This is a genomic window from Algirhabdus cladophorae (assembly GCF_044772865.1).
In the GTDB taxonomy this organism is placed as follows: Bacteria; Pseudomonadota; Alphaproteobacteria; order Rhodobacterales; family Rhodobacteraceae; genus Algirhabdus; species Algirhabdus cladophorae.
This window is the reverse complement of record NZ_CP173029.1, coordinates 385,594-406,325: the sequence shown is the minus strand read 5'-3', so window position 1 is coordinate 406,325 and position 20,732 is coordinate 385,594. Positions and strand designations below refer to the sequence as shown.

20 protein-coding genes are annotated in these 20,732 nt (G+C 55.8%); 6 read left to right on the top strand and 14 right to left on the bottom strand.

The annotated features are described in order from the left end of the window. Positions 1–17: 17 nt before the first annotated feature. From ACIRQ6_RS01960 to ACIRQ6_RS01930, 7 genes are all read right to left on the bottom strand, one after another. Positions 18–1,532, bottom strand: coding sequence for an SPOR domain-containing protein (locus ACIRQ6_RS01960; RefSeq protein ID WP_420862453.1), 1,515 nt, complete (start codon positions 1,530–1,532; stop codon positions 18–20). A gap of 66 nt (positions 1,533–1,598) precedes the next feature. Further along, entirely contained in the window at positions 1,599–2,231 is a 633-nt protein-coding gene (gene upp, locus ACIRQ6_RS01955) for a uracil phosphoribosyltransferase (protein ID WP_420862452.1), read from the bottom strand. Next, positions 2,231–3,217, bottom strand: coding sequence for an adenosine deaminase (locus ACIRQ6_RS01950; RefSeq protein WP_420862451.1), 987 nt, complete (start codon positions 3,215–3,217; stop codon positions 2,231–2,233). The genes upp and ACIRQ6_RS01950 overlap by 1 nt, the downstream gene beginning before the upstream one ends. Continuing rightward, positions 3,214–4,410, bottom strand: a complete 1,197-nt coding sequence (locus ACIRQ6_RS01945; protein ID WP_420862450.1) for a phosphopentomutase — start codon at positions 4,408–4,410, stop codon at positions 3,214–3,216. Before ACIRQ6_RS01945 ends, ACIRQ6_RS01950 begins: the two co-directional genes overlap by 4 nt. A 1-nt stretch (position 4,411) precedes the next feature. Continuing rightward, entirely contained in the window at positions 4,412–5,719 is a 1,308-nt protein-coding gene (locus ACIRQ6_RS01940) for a thymidine phosphorylase (protein WP_420862449.1), read from the bottom strand. Positions 5,720–5,722: 3 nt separating this feature from the next. Further along, positions 5,723–6,112, bottom strand: a complete 390-nt coding sequence (locus ACIRQ6_RS01935; RefSeq protein ID WP_420862448.1) for a cytidine deaminase — start codon at positions 6,110–6,112, stop codon at positions 5,723–5,725. 66 nt (positions 6,113–6,178) lie between these two features. Beyond that, on the bottom strand, positions 6,179–7,264 hold the full coding sequence (locus tag ACIRQ6_RS01930; protein ID WP_420862447.1) for a cupin domain-containing protein: 1,086 nt from the start codon (positions 7,262–7,264) through the stop codon (positions 6,179–6,181). 136 nt (positions 7,265–7,400) lie between these two features. Here ACIRQ6_RS01930 and ACIRQ6_RS01925 point away from each other — a divergent pair, with 136 nt between their 5' ends. The 4 genes from ACIRQ6_RS01925 (at position 7,401) to ACIRQ6_RS01910 (ending at position 12,227) form a co-directional block, all read left to right on the top strand. Further along, entirely contained in the window at positions 7,401–9,680 is a 2,280-nt protein-coding gene (locus tag ACIRQ6_RS01925; RefSeq protein WP_420862446.1) for an NADP-dependent malic enzyme, read from the top strand. A 104-nt stretch (positions 9,681–9,784) separates the two neighbouring features. After that, a complete protein-coding gene (locus tag ACIRQ6_RS01920) occupies positions 9,785–11,677 on the top strand; it encodes an AMP-binding protein (RefSeq protein WP_420862445.1) in 1,893 nt (630 codons plus the stop codon). A 62-nt stretch (positions 11,678–11,739) separates the two neighbouring features. After that, positions 11,740–11,952 (top strand): hypothetical protein, encoded by a 213-nt coding sequence (locus tag ACIRQ6_RS01915; RefSeq protein ID WP_420862444.1) that lies wholly within the window; start codon positions 11,740–11,742, stop codon positions 11,950–11,952. 149 nt (positions 11,953–12,101) lie between these two features. Next, entirely contained in the window at positions 12,102–12,227 is a 126-nt protein-coding gene (locus ACIRQ6_RS01910) for a hypothetical protein (RefSeq protein ID WP_420862443.1), read from the top strand. A 447-nt stretch (positions 12,228–12,674) separates the two neighbouring features. On the opposite strand, the gene ACIRQ6_RS01905 is transcribed toward ACIRQ6_RS01910, so the two are convergent. Further along, complete coding sequence (locus tag ACIRQ6_RS01905) at positions 12,675–13,442, bottom strand: NAD kinase (protein WP_420862442.1); 768 nt, start codon at positions 13,440–13,442, stop codon at positions 12,675–12,677. Between the two features lie 172 nt (positions 13,443–13,614). Between ACIRQ6_RS01905 and glyA the strand changes: the two genes are divergently transcribed. Then, entirely contained in the window at positions 13,615–14,910 is a 1,296-nt protein-coding gene (glyA, locus tag ACIRQ6_RS01900; RefSeq protein WP_420862441.1) for a serine hydroxymethyltransferase, read from the top strand. Positions 14,911–14,962: 52 nt separating this feature from the next. Here glyA and ACIRQ6_RS01895 read toward each other — a convergent pair whose 3' ends face one another. After that, entirely contained in the window at positions 14,963–15,334 is a 372-nt protein-coding gene (locus ACIRQ6_RS01895) for a hypothetical protein (protein WP_420862440.1), read from the bottom strand. A gap of 63 nt (positions 15,335–15,397) precedes the next feature. Here ACIRQ6_RS01895 and ACIRQ6_RS01890 point away from each other — a divergent pair, with 63 nt between their 5' ends. Beyond that, entirely contained in the window at positions 15,398–16,144 is a 747-nt protein-coding gene (locus tag ACIRQ6_RS01890) for an alpha/beta fold hydrolase (protein WP_420862439.1), read from the top strand. Here ACIRQ6_RS01890 and ACIRQ6_RS01885 read toward each other — a convergent pair. From ACIRQ6_RS01885 to lepA, 5 genes are all read right to left on the bottom strand, one after another. Then, a complete protein-coding gene (locus ACIRQ6_RS01885) occupies positions 16,141–16,812 on the bottom strand; it encodes a hypothetical protein (protein ID WP_420862438.1) in 672 nt (223 codons plus the stop codon). The two genes, ACIRQ6_RS01890 and ACIRQ6_RS01885, sit on opposite strands and share 4 nt — an antisense overlap. Next, positions 16,805–17,296 (bottom strand): cytochrome b, encoded by a 492-nt coding sequence (locus ACIRQ6_RS01880; protein ID WP_420862437.1) that lies wholly within the window; start codon positions 17,294–17,296, stop codon positions 16,805–16,807. The genes ACIRQ6_RS01885 and ACIRQ6_RS01880 overlap by 8 nt, the downstream gene beginning before the upstream one ends. A 248-nt stretch (positions 17,297–17,544) precedes the next feature. Continuing rightward, positions 17,545–18,255, bottom strand: coding sequence for a hypothetical protein (locus tag ACIRQ6_RS01875; protein ID WP_420862436.1), 711 nt, complete (start codon positions 18,253–18,255; stop codon positions 17,545–17,547). Then, positions 18,233–18,796 (bottom strand): type VI toxin-antitoxin system SocA family antitoxin, encoded by a 564-nt coding sequence (gene socA / locus ACIRQ6_RS01870; RefSeq protein WP_420862435.1) that lies wholly within the window; start codon positions 18,794–18,796, stop codon positions 18,233–18,235. The genes ACIRQ6_RS01875 and socA overlap by 23 nt, the downstream gene beginning before the upstream one ends. A gap of 85 nt (positions 18,797–18,881) precedes the next feature. After that, entirely contained in the window at positions 18,882–20,681 is a 1,800-nt protein-coding gene (gene lepA / locus ACIRQ6_RS01865) for a translation elongation factor 4 (protein ID WP_420862434.1), read from the bottom strand. Between the last annotated feature and the right edge of the window lie 51 nt (positions 20,682–20,732).

Here is a 20,732-nt window from a genome sequence, read left to right as displayed (position 1 = left end):
GAGATTAGGAAAGCCTTCTACCGAACGAAGGCATCCTTATAGCCTGCCCCGCGCAATGCACGCAAAGCCGAGTTCAACCGATTGGGCGACTGGAACGGACCAGCCAGAACAACCTGCAACTTGCGACCTTTACTGGTGATATTCGCCACCCGCACAGGCAGGCCCGAGGCCTTGAGACGCCGCACATTTTTGTCGACATTTGCCGCGTTACCGAAAGTGCCGATCTGGACATAGCGCCCTTTGGCAGCCTGCGCAGGTTTGCGCGGTGCGGCCTTTGCCACGACCTTCTTGGGCTTTTTTACCACCTTGGGTGTCGATGGTTTGATCGTCTTGGTCGAAATCCGGGTGCCTAGATCACGTTGCTGCGCGTTCATGCTGATGTAAGGGAACCGCAGCTTTGGAAAAAAGCGGGTCACATCGCGACCAGTGGTGCTGTCGATCAAACGACGCGGCACTTCTTGGGTCCAGATCAGGTTCATCGCCGCGTTGCCTTCTGCCGTCGTTTGGGCGCGACGGTTGCTCAGGCGATCGTCACTCCATGCCTTGCGGTACCCTTCCGGCACAGGGGGGTTGCGCAGAACGCGAACCTTTTTCTGGCTTTGTGCAGCGGCGACTTTGCGCGTCATCGCTGGCGACTTGGCTACAGGTGCCACAGCGGGAGCTGCTTGAACCGGCGCTTGAACAACAGCACGTCCCGGACCGGGCGTGTAAGGCAAACCCTCTTGCGGGCCGCAACGCACGGGGCTGACTTGGCCTGAATTGATATATTGCTGGCTAAATGCACTTGCGTTCGTGCATCCCGAGGCACTGCGCGTAACCGCTGGTCGTGTCGGGGCAGTGCGGACAACTTTTTTGACTTGGGGTTGGGCAACTTTCGGGGCTAAGCCAACAGGCCGGGTTGTTGGAGCGGCTTTGATCGAGGCCACGGTATCCATAGGACGCTGACCAAAGAGGCCTGCAAAAAACGGACGCCGCACAACGGTTTTGGGCGGTGATTGCACCACGGTACGGGCCACCGGTGCGACAACAACTTCAACAGGTTTGGCAACTGGTTTGGGGGCCGCTTGGGCGACCTTGCGCACGGGTTTGGGGGCTACTTTTACAACAGGCTTTTTGACCACTTTCGGGGCCGCGACCTTGGCTGGGGCAGGCTTGGGTGCGGCCGCTGGTTTGACAGGCGCAGTGGCGATTTGGGTCGCTGCAGGCGCAGGGGCGGGTTTTGCCGCCGGGGCTGCCGGTGCCACTTTTGGCGCAGTCACTTCAGGTGTGGCTTGCGCAGTGGCCGAAAGGCTGGGCTGAAACCCACAAACAGCCGTGCGATTGCGCGCGACGCGCGGCACCCACGTGGTGTTGCCACTGATCCCTGCGCGAATGTAGACGCATCCACGACTGTCAACATATTGGTTTGGCGTGAAAGAGGCCGGTGGAAACTCCGCAGGCTCACCCACACTGCGGAGAGTTTGGGCCGACGCCCCGGATCCCATCGAAATTCCCAGAATTAGTGCTGCTGACAGAGTCTTGATAATGCGCATATGTGCCCCCACAATATATTGTGGCACTTTGCGGATCAATTGACCAAAAGTAAAGGGATTGTCGCCTTATTTGGTGCCAAACATCCGATCACCTGCGTCCCCTAGGCCGGGCAGAATATATCCCACCTCATTCAGGCGCTCATCAAGGGCTGCCGTGACAATAGGCACATCTGGATGGGCCTCTTTCATCCGTGCGACCCCTTCGGGCGCGGCTAAGAGACAGAGAAATCTGATATTTTTTGCGCCGGCTTGCTTGAGCAAATCAATCGCAGCTGCTGATGAGTTGCCCGTGGCCAGCATCGGATCCACAGCGATCACGAGGCGTTCGTTCAAATGATCCGGAGCTTTATAGTAGTATTGAACCGGCTGCAGAGTTTCCTCATCGCGGTACAAACCGACAAAACCAACGCGGGCCGAAGGAATCAATTCCAGCATGCCATCCAAAAGGCCATTACCGGCCCGCAGGATCGAAATCAGCGCCAGTTTGCGCCCATCCAACACCGGCGCGTCCATTTCGACCAGCGGCGTGTCGATCTTTTTGGTGGTCATCGGCAGCTTGCGCGTGACCTCATAGGCCAACAGCTGGCTGATCTCGCGCAGCAATTGGCGAAACACAGCTGTCGACGTGCCCTTTTCGCGCATCAGCGTCAACTTATGCTGCACCAAGGGATGATCAACAATGGTCAGATGTTGGTCCATCAGGACACCTCCAATTTCTGTTTTAAACGCGCTTTGGTGTCCGCATCACAATAAGCGGCCTCCAAGGCAGTGGCATCGATTTGATCAAACTGCGGCTGGTCCCAACCAAAATGCTGGCGCAGGTTTTCATACTCAGCGGTCATGGTCGTATGGAAAAATGGCGGATCATCTGTCGACACAGTCACGCGCACCCCAGCCGCGCGCAGCTTTTCAATGGGGTGATCTGCCCATTTGGGATAAACGCCCAGCGCGACGTTCGACCCGGGACAGACTTCTAAAACGATGCCTCGTTCCGCAAGAAAATCGACGCAGGCTGGATCTTCGATGGCGCGGACCCCGTGGCCAATTCGGTCAACCCCAAGATCCCGCACCGTTGCCATAATGTGATCGGGACCGCGCCACTCGCCTGCATGGGCCGTTAGCCCCAGCTTGGCCTCGCGCGCCATGTCAAAGCTATAGGCAAAATCAACCGGATCCAAAACATTCTCATCCCCGGCAATGCCAAATCCCACAATCCAGTTGCCAGCCGTTTCCGCCGCACAAAGGGCGGTCTCGCGCGCTTTGTCCGGACCAAAATGGCGAATGGCAGTCACAATCCCGCGCAAGGTCACGCCGCGTTCGGCCTCGACCTGATCCGCAGCTTCGATTATGGCCGCAAGGTAATCGCGCCACGCCGACACATCCCGCCCGCCACAAAAATCCGGCGACACGAAAGTTTCTGCATAGATGACGCCGTGGTCAGCCAGTTGATGCATCACCTCGCGGGTCAAACGCCCGTAGGCCTCGGGGCTGGTCAAACCCGCCGTCGCGGCCTCGTAGACAGACAAAAATTCGCCAAAATCACGATACTGATAAGCCCCATCTTGATCAAAGACACCGTCCAAAGACAGCCCCTGCTCGCCTGCTAAGCGCCGCACAAATTCCGGGGGGGCAGCCCCTTCTAGGTGCAAATGCAGTTCCAATTTGGGCCTGTGTTGATCGCTCATAAAAAACTCTTTCCTGCACCGCGCGACAGTAGCCCCAGATGATCGGCGATACTGGCCCCGACATCGGCAAAACCGACATGCCCCAATTCCCGAACCCCCATCCCGGCACCCACGACAGGTACACGTTCCCGCGTGTGCTCTGTACCATGCCAGGTTGGGTCATTTCCATGGTCTGCGGTAAAAATCACTAGATCACCTTGCCGCATAGGCGCCAAAATACGCGGGACTTGGGCATCGAACCACTCGAGCGCCCGCGCATAGCCCGCCACATCGCGGCGATGGCCATAAAGCGCGTCAAATTCAACAAAATTGGCAAAGACAAAATCACCATCCGGGGTGTCACACACAGCCGCTATCAAATGCTCCATCAAATCGGCGTCAGTCCCTTTTTTGACGTCCGCGATGCCTCTCATCGAAAAAATATCACCTATTTTGCCAATGGCATGGCATTGGGCCCCTTGATCGGCCACCCAGTCGCACAGAGTCGGACTGGGGGGATCAATGGCCAGATCTTTGCGATTGAGAGTACGGGAAAAACCATCTTGAGCGGTGCCCAAAAAAGGTCGCGCGATGACACGCCCCACCCTCATGTCGTGCATCATCGGGGCAATATCGCGACAAAGCTGCAGTAAACGATCAAGACCGAAGTGTTCCTCGTGGGCGGCAATTTGCAGAACACTATCTGCGGAGGTGTAGCAAATAGGCCAACCGGTTCTTAGGTGTTCGGCCCCCAATCGGCCAATCACCTCAGTGCCCGAGGCATGAGTACCGCCCAAAATCCCGTCAGTTCCTGCAGCACGCTTTAACGCTGCGATAACATCGGGCGGGAAACTGGGATCCGTGTCTGGAAACAGATGCCAGTCCCAAGGCACGGGAACCCCTGCCAGTTCCCAATGGCCCGAAGGCGTGTCCTTGCCGCGGGACACTTCTGTGGCGGCCCCCCAGATCCCCTGCGGGCGAGCACCAAATGCATCAACCTCGCGGCCGCTGGCCACGCTCAGAGCCGCACCCAACCCAAGTGCATCCAGATGCGGCATCCGCAAGGGACCGCTGCGACCCGTCTCAGCACGCCCAGCCGCACATGCATCTGCGATATGCGCCAAAGTATTGGACCCTGCATCGCCAAAGGCCTCTGCATCCGGCGCGCCACCAATCCCAACACTGTCCAAAACAACCAAAAACGCACGAGCCATCCTAGGTAATCCTTTGGTACACAGTAGGTGGCAATACTGGTTCCTCGTCCGCTATTGTCATCGCCCGACGTACAGCATCTTCGGCCATATCCGCGTCAGTTTCCGAGGCCGCATGGATCAACGCGAGCGGCACGGCATTGTCCACATAATCCCCCAAAGACGCCAATTCCGTCATTCCAACGGAAGGATCAATACGGTCACTCATCTGCCGCCGCCCCCCACCAAGAGCCACAACGATATCACCCATCATTTGGCCCTGCATCGCGGTGACAAAGCCACTGCGATCCGCCATGACCTCGCGTACAACGGGTGCTGCTGGCAGGCGGTCATGCCAACGGCTGACAAAATCCTTGGGGCCGCCCATAGCGGCCACCATACGCTGAAAAGTTTCGGCAGCCGTTCCATCGTAAAAGCTGTCCATGATCTGGTTTGCACCGTCTTCGACCGTGTCTGCTAGCCCCGCAGCTTCTAGCAACTCGCCGCCCAATGAGGCCGCCAAATCCGGTAAATCCTGATCTACCTCATCGCCCGTAAGGGCTTGCAACGCTTCCATGACCTCCAGTGTGTTGCCCATGGATTTCGCCAAAGGTTGGCTCATGTCGGTGATCAAGGCGCGTGTCGGGCAGCCGGCCCCTGCCGCCGTGTCAACCAAAGCGTGGGCCAGTGTTTCGGCCTCTTCCATAGTTTGCATAAACGCGCCGCTGCCCAATTTGATGTCCAAAACCAGTGCGTCCAATCCAGCCGCCAATTTTTTCGACAAAATCGAGGCCGTGATCAAATCTGTGTTGGCCACAGTGCCCGTGTTGTCGCGCACGGCATAAAGGCGTTTGTCCGCAGGGGCGATGTCGCCGGTAGCCCCGACGATGGCACAGCCCACCTCGCCCACAACTTTTCGGAAACTTGCCTCATCCAAAGATGTGCGCAGCCCCGGAATGCTCTCCAATTTGTCCAATGTCCCGCCCGTATGGCCCAAGCCGCGACCCGAAATCATTGGCACATAGGCCCCGCAAGCCGCCAAAGCTGGCGCCAGCAACAAAGAGATGCAATCGCCAATCCCGCCTGTGGAATGCTTGTCGATCACTGGCGCGTCCAAGTTCCAATCCAGCACCTTGCCGCTGTCGCGCATTGCCAAGGTCAGGGCCACACGACCATCCGGCCCAAGCCCGTTGCGGCACACGGCCATGGCAAAACTGCCAGCCTGTGCATCAGAGACCGCACCATTGGCCAAGCCCTGCGCGATAAGATCAAGATCCTCCAAATCCACCGGCAAACCTGCCCGCATCTGGTCAAGGATCGCGCGCACGGACATAGATCAGCCGTCCATATGATCGGGGGTAAAGGCACCGGGCAACAACGCGCCCACGGTCGTTTCAACCTGTGTGCCTTGGGTGTTTGCCATCGTGACGCGAACGTCTGCTTGGGCAAATTCTGCCAGTTTCTGCCGACACCCCCCACATGGCGGAACAGGTTTAGGACTGTCGGCAATTACCAAAACTTCGGTAATTTGTGTCTGACCCGCTGCAACCATCGCAGCAATTGCACCTGCCTCTGCACAGGTGCCTTCGGGATATGCTACGTTTTCCACGTTGCAGCCCACATAGACCTTACCGTCAGCCGCCCGAATTGCCGCCCCAACCTTGAACTTGGAATAAGGTGCGTGCGCGTTTTCCCGCACGTCTGTGGCAGCCTGAAGCAAAGTCATCGCAGCGTCCTTTTCATACCCCAAGTCTGTGCCCGTCAAAGACTGGATGCAAGCCTGCATCCCGCTTCATTTCAGCGTCGTTTCAAACACCCCGGGCAGCGACACCTCGAGCAGCTCCAGATCATCGGAAGGATCCGAATACCGGGTGCGCATTCCCGGCGGGATCACAAAGGCATCGCCTGCAGACAGGAAACACGGCTCAACACCTTCCCCTTCCAAAATCATGCGGCCCGACAGAACAAAGCTAAAGTGGATCTCGCTATCATGGAAAGACCACACGCGCTTTCCTTTGCCTTTGCGCACCACATGTACGCCGGCCAGCCCCTGAGTATTATCGGATATGGTCGTGTCGCGGGCTTCAAATCCAGGCAGGCGAAACGCGCCCCAATCCGCAGCATCCGCTGTGTGATGCACAAATTTCTGCCCCTTGAACAACCGTTCAGGATTGTACGTGGTGTTGGGCAATTCCATCTCGTGATCGATAGTTGTGTTGTGCATCGCAGGCACGCCTATTTCAATCACTTCGATATTGTCGCTGGCAAACAGGACGCGGTGGCGGATCTGCGGCGGCTGGATAACGCAGTTTCCAGCGTGCAGGCGAAACGGCTCGCCTTGGTCCTCATAGACCAGATCGACCCACCCCTTATAACAAAAGATCAGCTGAAACCCGACCGTGTGATAATGCACCATATCCGGCACTGGTCCCCCATCAGGGATCCGAATATGCGACGCAATGATCGAGCCACCCAAACGATCTGGGATCAAATCGCGATAATGCATGCCAGCACGGCCCACGACCCAAGGATCTGCATCCGTCAAACGGCGAACGGCAAAACTGTGTTGCACGTCGGGGATCACCATCGGCGGATTAAGACGGGCAATTTCAATGCGGGTGCCGTTCGGAGCGGTCAAAACCCGTTCGCCTGCCGCCAAAGCGTCAGGATCATCGGTGAGCAATCTCAACGTTCCTGGGGCTTCGGAGGCGCCAGTTTCAATGCGCAACCGCATTCCGTGCCCTGACAAAACAGCCACTTGCGGCTCGTCCGCCGGGAAAATCTGATCCAACCGAAACCCAAGTTCTTTGGTGTAAAACGGCAAATCGACTTTTAAATCTGTAGTGGGGACCCTGAACTCGGCCTGAATTTCCGCCATTGGAGACTCCATTTTTTGTCTATAAGACAGGGCCTGCGGCAATTTGCAAGGTTGGGGCCTACTCCTTTCCAGCTTATCAGCCTATAAAAAGTAGTTTGATATTAAACTATCTTGCTTGAGGGAGGACAAGACCAGCATGTCAGACAATCAAAAGGACGTGGTTAAACAGGCCGCACTGGACTATCACAAGTTCCCTAAACCCGGAAAATTGGAAATTCGTGCGACCAAGCCGCTAGCAAACGGCCGCGACCTTGCCCGCGCCTACTCACCCGGGGTCGCTGAGGCTTGTCTCGAGATCAAAGCAGACCCTACCACTGCCCGTGACTATACATCCCGCGGCAATCTTGTGGCAGTTGTCACCAATGGGTCAGCTGTCCTTGGCCTTGGAAACATTGGGGGATTGGCCTCAAAACCTGTCATGGAAGGCAAAGCTGTCTTATTCAAAAAGTTTGCCGACATAGATTGCTTTGATATTGAACTAAATGAAGATGACCCAGAAAAACTGGCTGACATCGTCTGCGCCCTTGAGCCCACTTTTGGTGCTATCAACCTAGAAGACATCAAAGCCCCAGACTGTTTTATTGTAGAAAAAATCTGCCGCGAGCGGATGAACATCCCGGTGTTCCACGACGACCAACATGGCACCGCTATTGTGGTTGGGGCAGCTGTGCTGAATGCCTTGCAAGTCGCCGGCAAAGCCTTTGAAGACATAAAAATTGTCAGCACAGGTGGCGGTGCGGCCGGGATTGCCTGCCTGAACATGCTGCTGAAACTGGGTGTAAAGCGCGAAAATGTCTGGCTCTGCGACATCGATGGTTTGGTTTACAAAGGTCGCACAACTGAAATGACCCCGCAAAAAGCCGAATATGCCCAAGACAGCGACTTGCGTACTCTTGATGACGTGATTGACGGCGCTGATTTGTTCCTAGGACTGTCTGGGCCCGGCGTTCTCAAGCCCGCTATGGTAGCCAAAATGTCCAGTCAGCCCATCATCTTTGCGCTGGCCAATCCAACCCCCGAAATCATGCCAGAAGACGCCCGCAAAGTGGCCCCTGACGCTATTATTGCGACTGGCCGCAGCGATTTTCCCAATCAGGTCAACAACGTTCTGTGCTTCCCTTTCATTTTCCGCGGCGCTCTGGATGTTGGGGCCTCCGAGATCAATGACGCCATGAAGATTGGCTGCGTCGAAGGCATCGCAGCGCTGGCCCGTGCCACCACCAGTGCCGAGGCCGCCGAGGCCTATCGGGGCGAACAACTGACCTTTGGCGCAGAATACCTGATCCCAAAACCCTTTGATCCACGCCTGATCGGGGTTGTGGCCAGTGCCGTTGCCAAAGCCGCCATGGAAAGCGGCGTCGCAGCCCGCCCTCTAGAGGATCTGGAAGCCTACAAAGACCATCTGGACCGTTCTGTGTTCAAGTCTGCCCTGATCATGCGCCCAGTCTTCGAGGCCGCCAGCAGCGCGAAACGCAAAATTATCTTTGCCGAAGGCGAGGACGAACGCGTGTTGCGCGTGGCCCAAGCCATGTTGGAAGAAACCGTTGATCAACCGATCCTCATCGGCCGTCCTGACGTGATCGAACGCCGGTTGGATGTAACCGGCTTGACGATTAAAATTGGCCGCGATTTTGAACTGATCAACCCTGAAAAGGACGACCGTTATCGCGAATATTGGGGAAGCTATCACAGGTTGATGGCCCGCAAAGGCGTCAGCCCCGATCTGGCCCGTGCGATCATGCGTACCAACACAACTGCTATTGGCGCCGTCGCAGTGCACCGCGGGGATGCTGACAGCCTGATCTGCGGGACTTTTGGCCAGTTTTTGTGGCATTTGAACTATGTGGATCAGATCCTGAGCGACAAAACCCACACGCCTGTGGGCGCTTTGTCATTGGTTATTCTCGAAGACGGGCCGCTATTTATTGCAGACACCCAAATCAACCACGAGCCCACGCCGCAACAGATTGCCGACACCATCGTAGCCGCCGCCCGTCACGTGCGCCGTTTCGGTATCGAGCCCAAAATCGCCCTGTGTTCGCATTCGCAATTTGGCAACCTCGACAATGACAGTGGTCGCCGGATGCGCGCGGCCTTGGATATTCTCAACAGCCGTCCCCGTGACTTTATGTACGAGGGCGAAATGCACATCGAGACCGCGTTGGATCCTGAATACCGCGCGCGCATCTTGCCCGACGGTCGGATGGAAGGTGTGGCCAATACCATGGTCTTTGCAAATGCTGATGCGGCCTCTGGCGTGCGGAACATCCTCAAAATGCGCGGCGGCGGGTTGGAAGTTGGGCCAATTTTGATGGGTATGGGCAACAAGGCGCATATCGTAACCCCGTCCATTACTGCCCGTGGACTGCTCAACATCACGGCCCTAGCAGGCACGCCAGTTAGTAAATACGGCTAAGGCCACTTAAGTTAGCGCTAAACGCGACAGTATGCGCAGGTATACTGCCTTGCGCCATGCCCCCCCACGGCCTTAACACTTGGGCAACAGGGAAGGGACTCACCATGACGTATGCTGCAATCTATGACGCTTGGAAATCTGATCCAGAGGGATTTTGGACCAATGCGGCCGAGGCCATTGATTGGGTTGAAAAACCGTCAAAGGCGCTTTTTGCAGAAAACGCACCACTTTATGAGTGGTACAAAGACGGTCAAGTGAACACCTGTTGGAATGCTGTGGATCGGCATGTGGCCGCAGGGCGCGGCGATCAAGTGGCCATCTACTATGACAGCCCCATCACGGGCGCCAAAACCCAAACCACATTTGCCCAGTTGCAAGCGGCCACTGCCCGCTTGGGCGGCGCATTGCAGGCCAAAGGCGTGGTGCCCGGCGACCGCGTGATCATCTATATGCCCATGGTTGCCGAGGCCTTGGTTGCCATGCTGGCCTGTGCGCGTATTGGCGCTGTGCATTCGGTGGTTTTTGGGGGCTTTGCAGCCGCTGAACTGGCCACACGGATCGACGACGCAACACCCAAGGCCATCCTTGCAGGATCTTGCGGGATCGAACCGGGCCGCGTGGTGGCTTACAAGCCCTTGCTGGACGGCGCGATCGACATTGCAACGCACAAACCCGACTTCACGGTAATCTTGCAGCGCGAACAGGGTCTGGCCGAACTGACCAAAGGTCGCGACTTTGAATGGGAGGCCTTCCAGACCGGCACCCCCATGGCCGAATGTGTGCCAGTGTCCGGCGACCATCCGGCCTATATCCTTTATACCTCTGGGACCACAGGCCAACCCAAGGGTGTTCTGCGCCCCACGGGTGGGCATTTGGTGGCCCTGAATTGGACGATGAAAAACGTCTATAATGTGGACCCGGGTGATGTGTTCTGGGCCGCGTCCGATGTGGGTTGGGTCGTGGGCCACAGTTATATCTGTTACGCCCCCTTGATCCATGGCAATGCCACAATCGTTTTCGAGGGCAAGCCGATCGGCACCCCGGACGCAGGCACGTTCTGGCGGATCATTGAGGAATACAAAGTCAAAACCTTCTTTACCGCCCCCACGGCCTTCCGCGCGATCAAACGCGAGGACCCAAAGGGCGATTTCGTCAAAAAATATGATCTTTCCGGCCTCAAAGCGTTGTTTTTGGCAGGCGAGCGGGCCGATCCTGACACGATCCTTTGGGCCCAAGACCAGTTACAGGTGCCTGTGATCGATCACTGGTGGCAAACGGAATTAGGCTATCCGGCCCTGTGCAATCCCTTTGGTATGGAGCTATTGCCTGTAAAATTAGGCTCGCCTGCTGTTCCAATGCCCGGCTTTGATGTGCAGGTGCTGGATGAGGCAGGTCGTCCCTTGCCAGCTGGCGAATTGGGCGCGATTGCGATCAAACTGCCCCTGCCCCCCGGCACGTTGCCAGGCCTGTGGAATGCGCCTGAGCGATTCCATAAAAGCTATCTGAATGCCTTTCCGGGTTTCTATGAAACAGGCGACGCGGGCTATATCGATGAAGATGGCTACGTCTACATCATGGCGCGCACCGACGATGTGATCAATGTGGCCGGGCATCGCCTCAGCACCGGTCAGATGGAAGAAGTGTTGGCAGACCACCCGGATGTGGCCGAATGTGCTGTGATCGGTGTGGCCGATCAACTAAAGGGCCAGTTGCCCATGGGGTTCTTGTGCCTGAGCAGCGGTGTGAACCGCCCCCATGCCGAGATTGTCGGCGAAGTGATCAAAGCGGTGCGTGACAAGATCGGTCCAGTCGCCGCGTTTAAGTTGGCCGTGGTGGTCGACCGCCTGCCCAAAACCCGATCTGGAAAGATCCTGCGCGGCACAATGGTCAGCATTGCAGACAGCAAAGACTTCAAAATGCCCGCAACTATCGACGATCCTGCAATTTTGGATGAAATTCGCACGGCCTTGCAGAGTCTGGGATACGCTAGAGGCTAAGGCGCAGGGCAACCTTCGAAGCCTTAGAACGCCAAATTTCAAGAGTGGCAAAGGACCCGTCTATGGGGAAGTCACTGGCCTTTATTCAGGATATGGAGGCAACGCTGGGGCGGTCTGAGACAGATATGACCCCTTGGTTCCTTGAGGAATGGATCCGTGGCTGCGGTGTCAAACACGGTGTGAAAGCGTTTTTCGAGGCAAAGCCAAAACCTTACCGCACTGCATTCTGGGACCGTATTTACAAGACAACGCGCCGGATAGGGGATGGCGACTAGGTGGTCTGCTATGGCACCTGCCAAACCCGACATACTGGCCCTTTCTTGGACATCGCGCCGACGCAACGTGTGGTCTTCCCGATATCGTCTTTTGGGACATTCCTGAGGGCCGCATTGCCTACAAAAAGGTCAGCGTGGATTTTGCCGAAGTGAGTGCACAATTTGGCCATAACGTTTTTGCCGGCGAAGGCTGGGAAGGCTGGGAAGGCTGGGAAGGCTGGGAAGGCTGGGAAGGCTGGGAAGGCTGGGAAGGCTGGGAAGGTTTACCTACCTAACAGGCGATGCAAGCCTTGGGGTATCCTCGTCTCGAGCGATGGATTGCGGGGTATTGTCGATACCACATTTGAACAGCAAGGGCTGAAGCGGCAGGCCTGCCTTGCCAATCCGTTGTTTCTGGCCGGGCTTTCTGTTTTGGCAAAAAGCGACCTGATCGGCACCTTACCCGCAAACCTCGTGCGCCATGATGCAAGTTACTTTGGGCGAAATAGAACGGGCAGCCTGATTTCCGTTGAACAGTCTCTGACACGTGCGCGACATAGCGTACGATGGTCAAATGGTGTCGTGTCTTCCAATCATCAAATGCTTGCGAGCAAGCTGCAAGGCCTATGTGCCGGGTTTGCACAAAGATAGTGCATACTGTTGGGACCGGATATTTGAAGTAAGTAAAGCATCATGAAGAACGGGCTCGAAACAGCCAGCCGCTGCGTCCCAATCACGCTAACCTAAGCGAACTGCTCTCTGATCAGGCGTTCTTCCAATCCGTGGCCGGGATCAAAGAGGATGCGATGCTGGATATCCGGGTTTGATCGCACTTCGACTGAGGCCACGTTTTTGACTGACCGGTTGTCCGCATCTGCCATCACGGGCCGTTTGTCCGCTTCAAGCACATCAAACCGCACAGTCGCTACCTTTGGCAACAAGGCGCCGCGCCAACGTCTGGGCCGGAAAGCTGACATGGCCGTCAGGGCCAAGACATCCGATCCAATGGGCAAAATTGGACCATGGGCCGAATAGTTGTAGGCGGTTGACCCCGCAGGCGTAGCCAACAAAGCCCCGTCACATACCAATTCCGCCAACCGCACTTTGCCGTCCACACTGATCTGTAGCTTTGCCGCCTGTGGCCCCGCGCGCAAAAGCGAGACTTCGTTGATTGCAATGCCCTCGTGGATTTGCCCATCAACGGTCACTGCGGTCATAGTCAGTGGGTTAATCACTTCTTCTTCGGCTGCAGACAAGCGTGCGATTAGGCCGTAGGCCTCAAATTCATTCATCAAGAACCCAATAGTGCCCCGGTTCATGCCATAGACGGGGGTTTTTAGGTGCTGGGTACCGTGCAGGGTCTGCAGCATCAGGCCATCGCCGCCCAAGGCCACAATCACATCTGCATCGTCGATTGGGACATCCCCATGCAAGGCCACCAAATCGTGGCGCGCCTTTTGCGCGATCTTTGTTTCCGAGGCCACAAAAGCAACCCGTATCCCAGCCGACATAGTTTTCTTCCTTGTTTCCCAAAGTGTTCGCCTGTGCAGATGTGAAACGCAAGCCACTTATATGAACGACGGTATGCCGAAATAGACCGCAAAAGCATCGTTTTGGGGGTTTTCCGATAGGAAACTTCCTTTATGTAATTCGCAAAGCAAATGTATTGTTAGGAAAACAGCCATGAACGCACCGCATCGCGACGACGGATTTTTCACTGAAAGCCTTAGCACTCGGGACCCAGAGTTGTTCGGCTCCATCACTTCTGAATTGGGTCGTCAGCGCGAAGAGATCGAGCTGATCGCCTCAGAAAATATCGTATCTGCCGCCGTCATGGAGGCCCAAGGCAGCGTGATGACCAACAAATACGCCGAGGGCTATCCGGGCCGTCGCTATTATGGTGGGTGTCAGTATGTGGACGTGGCCGAAAATCTGGCGATTGAGCGGGCGTGTAAACTGTTTGACTGCGGCTTTGCCAATGTTCAGCCAAACTCGGGTTCACAAGCGAACCAAGGTGTGTTTCAGGCGCTTTTGCAGCCCGGCGATACGATCCTAGGGATGTCCTTGGATGCAGGGGGTCACTTGACCCACGGTGCCAAGCCCAACCAATCCGGCAAATGGTTTAACGCCGTGCAATACGGTGTGCGCAAGCAAGACAGCCGTGTGGACTACGACGAAATCCAAGCTTTGGCGACCGAGCACAAGCCGCAGATGATCATCGCTGGTGGTTCCGCCATTCCGCGTCAATTGGACTTTGCGAAATTCCGCGAGATCGCTGACAGTGTTGGGGCATACCTTTTGGTCGACATGGCCCACTTTGCAGGTCTTGTGGCAGCCGGTCTGTATCCCTCGCCTTTCCCACATGCCCATGCGGCGACAACCACCACGCACAAAACACTGCGCGGTCCACGCGGCGGTATGATCCTGACCAATGACGAAGCGATGGCCAAAAAATTCAACTCGGCTATCTTCCCCGGCATCCAAGGCGGCCCCTTGATGCACGTGATCGCAGGCAAGGCGGCAGCCTTTGGCGAGGCGCTGCGTCCAGAGTTCAAAACCTACCAAGCTCAAGTGATCAAAAACGCACAAGCCCTGTCCGAAGGTCTGATGGCCGGTGGTTTGGACATCGTCACAGGCGGGACAGACAGCCACGTGATGTTGGTCGATTTGCGTCCAAAAGGCGTCAAGGGCAACGTGACCGAGAAGGCGCTGGAACGCGCGCATATTACCTGCAACAAGAACGGCATCCCATTTGATCCGGAAAAGCCGATGGTCACATCTGGTTTGCGCCTTGGCACACCGGCTGGCACAACCCGCGGCTTTGCCGAACCTGAGTTCCGTCAAGTGGCCGATCTGATCGTCGAAGTTGTGGACGGTTTGGTCGCCAACGGCGAAGAAGGCAACGCAGAGGTCGAAGCCGCTGTTAAGGCAAAAGTACTGGATCTTTGCGGTAAATTCCCGATCTATCCAAACCTGTAAGTCGCTGTGACATTTTAGAAAAGGCGGGGCCAGTCCTCGCCTTTTTTGCGTTTCAGATGAACCCGCGCCAGACCAAAACGCTGACAACAGCCACGGCCAAAACGATCAACCCGAATGAAACGCTGCCCAGCCAGCCCAGCACAGCGCCCCGTCTGCGATCCTTGGGATCAATCGCTTCGAGATGATCGACCAGAGCCAGATGCGCGTCCTCGATAGCTTTGACATCCATCATCCGGTTCAATTTCGGGCTTTGCGCCAGTGTCGCCTGATCAACCAAAAATGCTGCCTTCTTGCGCAGTTTGGGCGGCATATCCCGACGCGCTTTTTGCGCGGTGACGGCAATCGAACGCCCGCGCAGTCGCAGTTTTTGCTGCATCAATGTGGCGACCTCGTCGCATTTGATCTGAATCTCTTCGGCCGTCATACCTGCCAGTTTATTCCCGTGACCAAGCCTTTACCACCCCTGCGGCACGTCCTATGAACACCTATGCTCCATATGATTGAACATGGGGTCCGCACGGACCTGCCCGACCTGCTGATCGCCCACGGCCTATTCGGTTCAGCGCGCAATTGGGGCGTTCTGGCCAAGCGCCTCAGCGACACACGCCGCGTTATCACGGTAGACATGCGCAACCATGGATCCAGCACATGGGCCGACACCCAAAGCTATTTTGATATGGCAGAGGATCTGGCCGGGGTCATAGATGAGCCAATGGATGTGCTGGGCCATTCCATGGGCGGCAAAGCATCAATGGTACTGGCGCTGGCGCAACCCGACCTTGTGAACCGTCTGATCGTGGCCGACATCGCACCGGTCACCTACACCCACAGCCAGTCCCATCTGATCGACGCGATGCAGGCGCTGGATTTGGGCACAATTACCCGACGGTCTGAGGCGGATGAAGCCTTGCAAGCAAGCATTGATGATCCAACAGTGCGCGCATTTTTGCTGCAATCCTTGGATGTAAAGGCAAAGGAATGGCGGTTGAACTTGGGCGTATTGCGGGCGGAAATGGACGCAATCATCGGCTTTCCCGAGGTCGACGGGTCTTTTGACAAACTGACTGTGTTCTTGTCAGGCGCTGCCTCAGATTACGTCCAACGCGCGCATCGCGATATCATCAAGCCGCTGTTTCCAAAAGCAAAGTTCGCAAAGATCCCTGACGCAGGCCACTGGCTGCACGCAGAAAAGCCGCGCGAGTTCGAGGCCGCCGTCCGCGCCACCCTCGGCTAGCTGCCAAAAATCGCATCCATTTGTTGCTTGTAGAAACTGCGGGTGATCGTGGCGCGGTTGCCTGCATAGCCGTGATAGGCCGATTTGCCATTGGCCTTAGGCAGCCCCGCCCAAACCAGCGCCAGATTGTCCATAAACCGACGCTGGCTGATCCGCCCTGCTTGAAACTTGGCAAGCCCTGCATCGGCCAGCAAGATATCCGCCATCCGGTCCTGCGTGACTGCGTCGAAACGGGTCGATGGCTTGAACCCGCCGCGCGCCACCAACATGCGCAGGGTCGACGGGATAATCTGATAACGCCCGATGGCATGGGGCTGACCCGGGGTGCGTTTGATCCAGCGCTGGACCTCGGCGATGGTCATCTGTGTGGGCGGCTTGGGCGTCTTGCGCGCAGCACTCACATGCACGGCATCATAGCCCTTTTTGCCTGCTTCAGCGAAGGCAATCAGCGTTTTCAACTGCGCCACATCCCCGCCCTTGGGCAAGGCCCAGCGATTCACATCAACGGGTGTGCGACCCGCCCGCGCCCGTTCCATCGGGTCAAAACTGGCCCAGTCGCTGACACCAAAGCTTTTCCACTTGGCGCGATCCATCAGATCATCGTCCAGCCGCGAATTGGCCGCCGCAGGCGTGGTCAGCAACACGGTGATGAGGATCAGCCTAAGCATCGGGATCCGGCGTGCGCATCCGGTCCAGCAAGTCGGTTTTCCAGACAAACTGATGGATCAAAGCCGCACCGATATGGGCCGCGATGAGGGCCAAAAGGATAAACTTGAGGATCTCATGCACATTCGCCGCCCCTTGATTGGCCCCACCCCACGCTACAGCACCGGTCACGGGCAACAACAAAAGGACGACATAAAACGCCACATGGGCCAACTTGCCAGCCAGTTGAAACTGTTTCGGCTCACCCTCTGGCGCGGGCGGCACACCACGTTCCTGACGCATCATCAACCGCCACAGCATCAGGGCCGTGATCGTGGTGCCAAAGATGAAATGCAGGATCACGGGGGTGGAAAATGTCAGGTTTCCAACCTTCATCCCAGCCGCATAGGCGTTCGACATGCCCTCATGGAAAATGAGTTGCAGGGCCACAAGGACCACGACGGCCCAATGCAACCTGATCTGAAGCTTTGAATATCCCTGAACCATGCCCACGTCCCTTTGTTGGTGTCGAGTATGGGGTAAAAGCTAGAGCATTTCACGGGGAAGAGTATGAGGTTTTTGTCTGTTCGGGTGCGGCTTAGTCTGAGTGCCGCGCCCGAACCGAGGGGCGGGAAGCAAAGCGCCCGCCCCGTGGGGGCGGGTGAGACCCGTCTTGGAAACTGTCCATTGGACAGTTTCAGGGTCGAACGCGCGAAGCGCCGGACACGGGCGCTGCCAAAACGGACTTTTGGAGGTTAACCAAAAAGAGGTCCCATTGTATCTTTGCCAGGTTCCTGCCGCTTTCGTTCTGCTAAAATGTCCAGCCAAATTTCATATGTTCGTGCAATCATATTAGAAAGATCATCATATGAGTACTTCGGATTTCCATCGAAGAAATACGGTGTAAGACCATTTTCAGACGACGATTTTTCCCAGTAGTTAAGAACAAGCAGCCCAAAATTTTCATAGGTTGGGTCAGAGTCAATTAATAAATGATAGTTCATTGAAAAAACGAAATCACGAGCACGAGACGACAAGTTACCAGTTTTTCGGAGATCCAAAAAAGGAATATAGCCCTTACCGCCAATTTCCAATGCAAGTGAGTGAGTGAGACAAATAGAATTGTCTAAAGTAACACGGTGGGATCGCATAGCACCCACAACAGACTTTCCAACATTTGCATCACGAAAGTCTATGATTGCCGATGCTCGGTTGGCATTTGCCAGCGCTTCAGATTCTTTCTTGCAACAGCGCATCAATGCTTCAACTGTCTTTCTGTCGTCAACCTCGACATCAGGGCATAAAGGGCTCTTCACGCCAAATAATGAACTTAGATTACGGCGGGTGTGCTCCAAAGAATAGGGGGGTACAAAAGAGCGTTTTGCCGACAAACGGAACCTTTGTTCGTTTTCTGGCAAAGTGCAAATATTAGCTATATCAGTTTCAGGTAAACGGCGACTCGTCATTAGGCAGCTCTCCTCTAGCCTCAGCCGGTCGACCCTCCCTCATCAACATGCTGTGTGTTCTGTTTTCTAGAATCACATCATCTGTTATTCTTAACCCAAGGGCAACCGAATTTTTGGCACTCTGTACGACCGAGTGCCACGGGCCTTCTTCGAGGTGTGATAGGTCTATAAGCTGTCCTGCAGAGTACACACTTAAACGGGACACAGTTTCCGTAATATGTCGCAGCGGTAATGTATCTTCAATTTTAGGAAGTGAATGTTTCTCTCCACTAAACAGATCATAAGCCGCTGCCCTTTCTAAAATAGCTTCACCTTTGCATTTCTTAAAACAATCGTAAACTACGGGATGTACCGGTCCATATTGCCAAGCTTCAAAATAACCGGAAACTAACCTCTTTCGATATTGAACCAAAAAAGATTCATGACAAAAGTACAATAGCTTTTGCAATTCTATCTGTGTTGTTGGCAGATTTATGAAATCACGCGCGTCAAGAACGCAATTAGCTACTATCCGAGCATCAGTACCTTTGGAATAGTCCATAAGTTCTAGCTTATCTCAATTAGTTCAAACGTTACACTTTGTTGCTTACCCGCACCGCTTTCATTCACGCGCCAAAAGGGACAACTTAGTTGTCCATTTTGAGAGCGTTGATAAACGCTTCCTGAGGGATATCCACTTTCCCGAACTGGCGCATCTTCTTCTTACCGGCCTTCTGCTTGTCCAGCAGTTTGCGCTTACGGGTCGCGTCGCCGCCGTAGCATTTGGCGGTCACGTCTTTGCGCATGGCGGCCAAGGTTTCACGCGCGATGATGCGGCCACCGATCGCGGCTTGGATCGGGATTTTGAACATGTGCCGTGGGATCAGATCCTTCAGCTTTTCGACCATCGCGCGGCCCCGCTGTTCGGCGCGGTCGTGGTGCACCATGGTGCTCAGCGCATCCACAGGTTCGTCGTTCACAAGGATCGACATTTTGACCAAGCGGTCCTCGCGATACCCTGTCATCTGGTAGTCGAAGGACGCGTAGCCCTTGGTCACGGATTTCAACCGGTCGTAGAAGTCGAACACCACCTCGTTGAGCGGCAGATCGTAGACGACCATGGCACGGCTGCCTGCATAAGTCAGGTCCATCTGGATGCCACGGCGATCTTGGCACAGTTTCAACACATCGCCCAGATAGTCGTCGGGCACAAGGATCGTCGCTTTGATCCGCGGCTCTTCGAGGTGGTCCACAAGGGTCAAGTCGGGCATGTCGGCGGGGTTGTGCAGTTGAATCATCTCGCCGTCGCGCATGTGCACGTGGTAGATCACCGACGGCGCCGTGGTGATCAGTTCGATGTTGTATTCCCGTTCGATCCGGTCGCGGATCACTTCGAGGTGCAACAACCCAAGGAAGCCACAGCGGAAACCAAAGCCGAGGGCGGCAGAGGTTTCCATCTCGTAACTAAAAGAGGCGTCGTTCAGGGCCAGCTTGCTGATCGCATCGCGCAGGTCTTCAAATTCGGCGTTGTCCACGGGGAACAGGCCACAAAACACAACAGGCTGGCTGGGCTTAAAGCCGGGCAGTGCCTCGGTGGTGCCGTGCTTTTCATGGGTGATGGTGTCGCCCACGCGGGTATCGCGCACTTGCTTGATCGAGGCGGTCAGAAAGCCGATCTCGCCCGGACCCAACTCGTCAATTGCTGCCATTTCGGGGCGGAAGACACCGATACGGTCCACGGGGTGCGTGCTGCCGTTCGACATCATCTTGATCTTGTCGCCCTTTTTCAGGACGCCATCGACGATGCGCACCAGAACGATCACGCCCAGATAGGCATCATACCAACTGTCGACCAACATGGCCTTGAGCGGCGCATCGCGGTTTCCTTCGGGGGCCGGCAATTCGTTGACCACAGCCTCAAGTGTCTCACGGATCCCAACGCCGGTTTTGGCACTGACGCGGATCGCACCGGAGGCGTCGATGCCGATCACATCCTCGATCTGTTCGGCGACACGGTCACAATCAGTAGCGGGCAAGTCGATCTTGTTGAGGACCGGCACGATTTCGTGATCTGCGTCGATGGCTTGGTAAACATTGGCCAACGTTTGCGCCTCGACCCCTTGGGTGCTGTCCACGACCAAGAGCGAGCCTTCAACGGCGCGCATGGAACGGCTGACCTCATAGGCAAAGTCCACGTGACCAGGGGTGTCGATCAGGTTCAAAACGTAGTCCTGCCCGTCATCGGCTGTGTAGTCGATGCGCACAGTGTTGGCCTTGATCGTGATCCCGCGTTCGCGTTCAATATCCATACTATCCAGCAGCTGTTCTTTCATGTCCCGATCCGCGACTGTATTCGTCTCTTGGATCAGGCGATCAGCCAGCGTGGATTTACCGTGGTCAATGTGCGCCACGATGGAGAAATTGCGGATTTTCGAAAGCTCGGTCATACGATTTGATATGGTTTGAATTGGGTAAGGGGTCAAGCGTCTGTTGCCGCC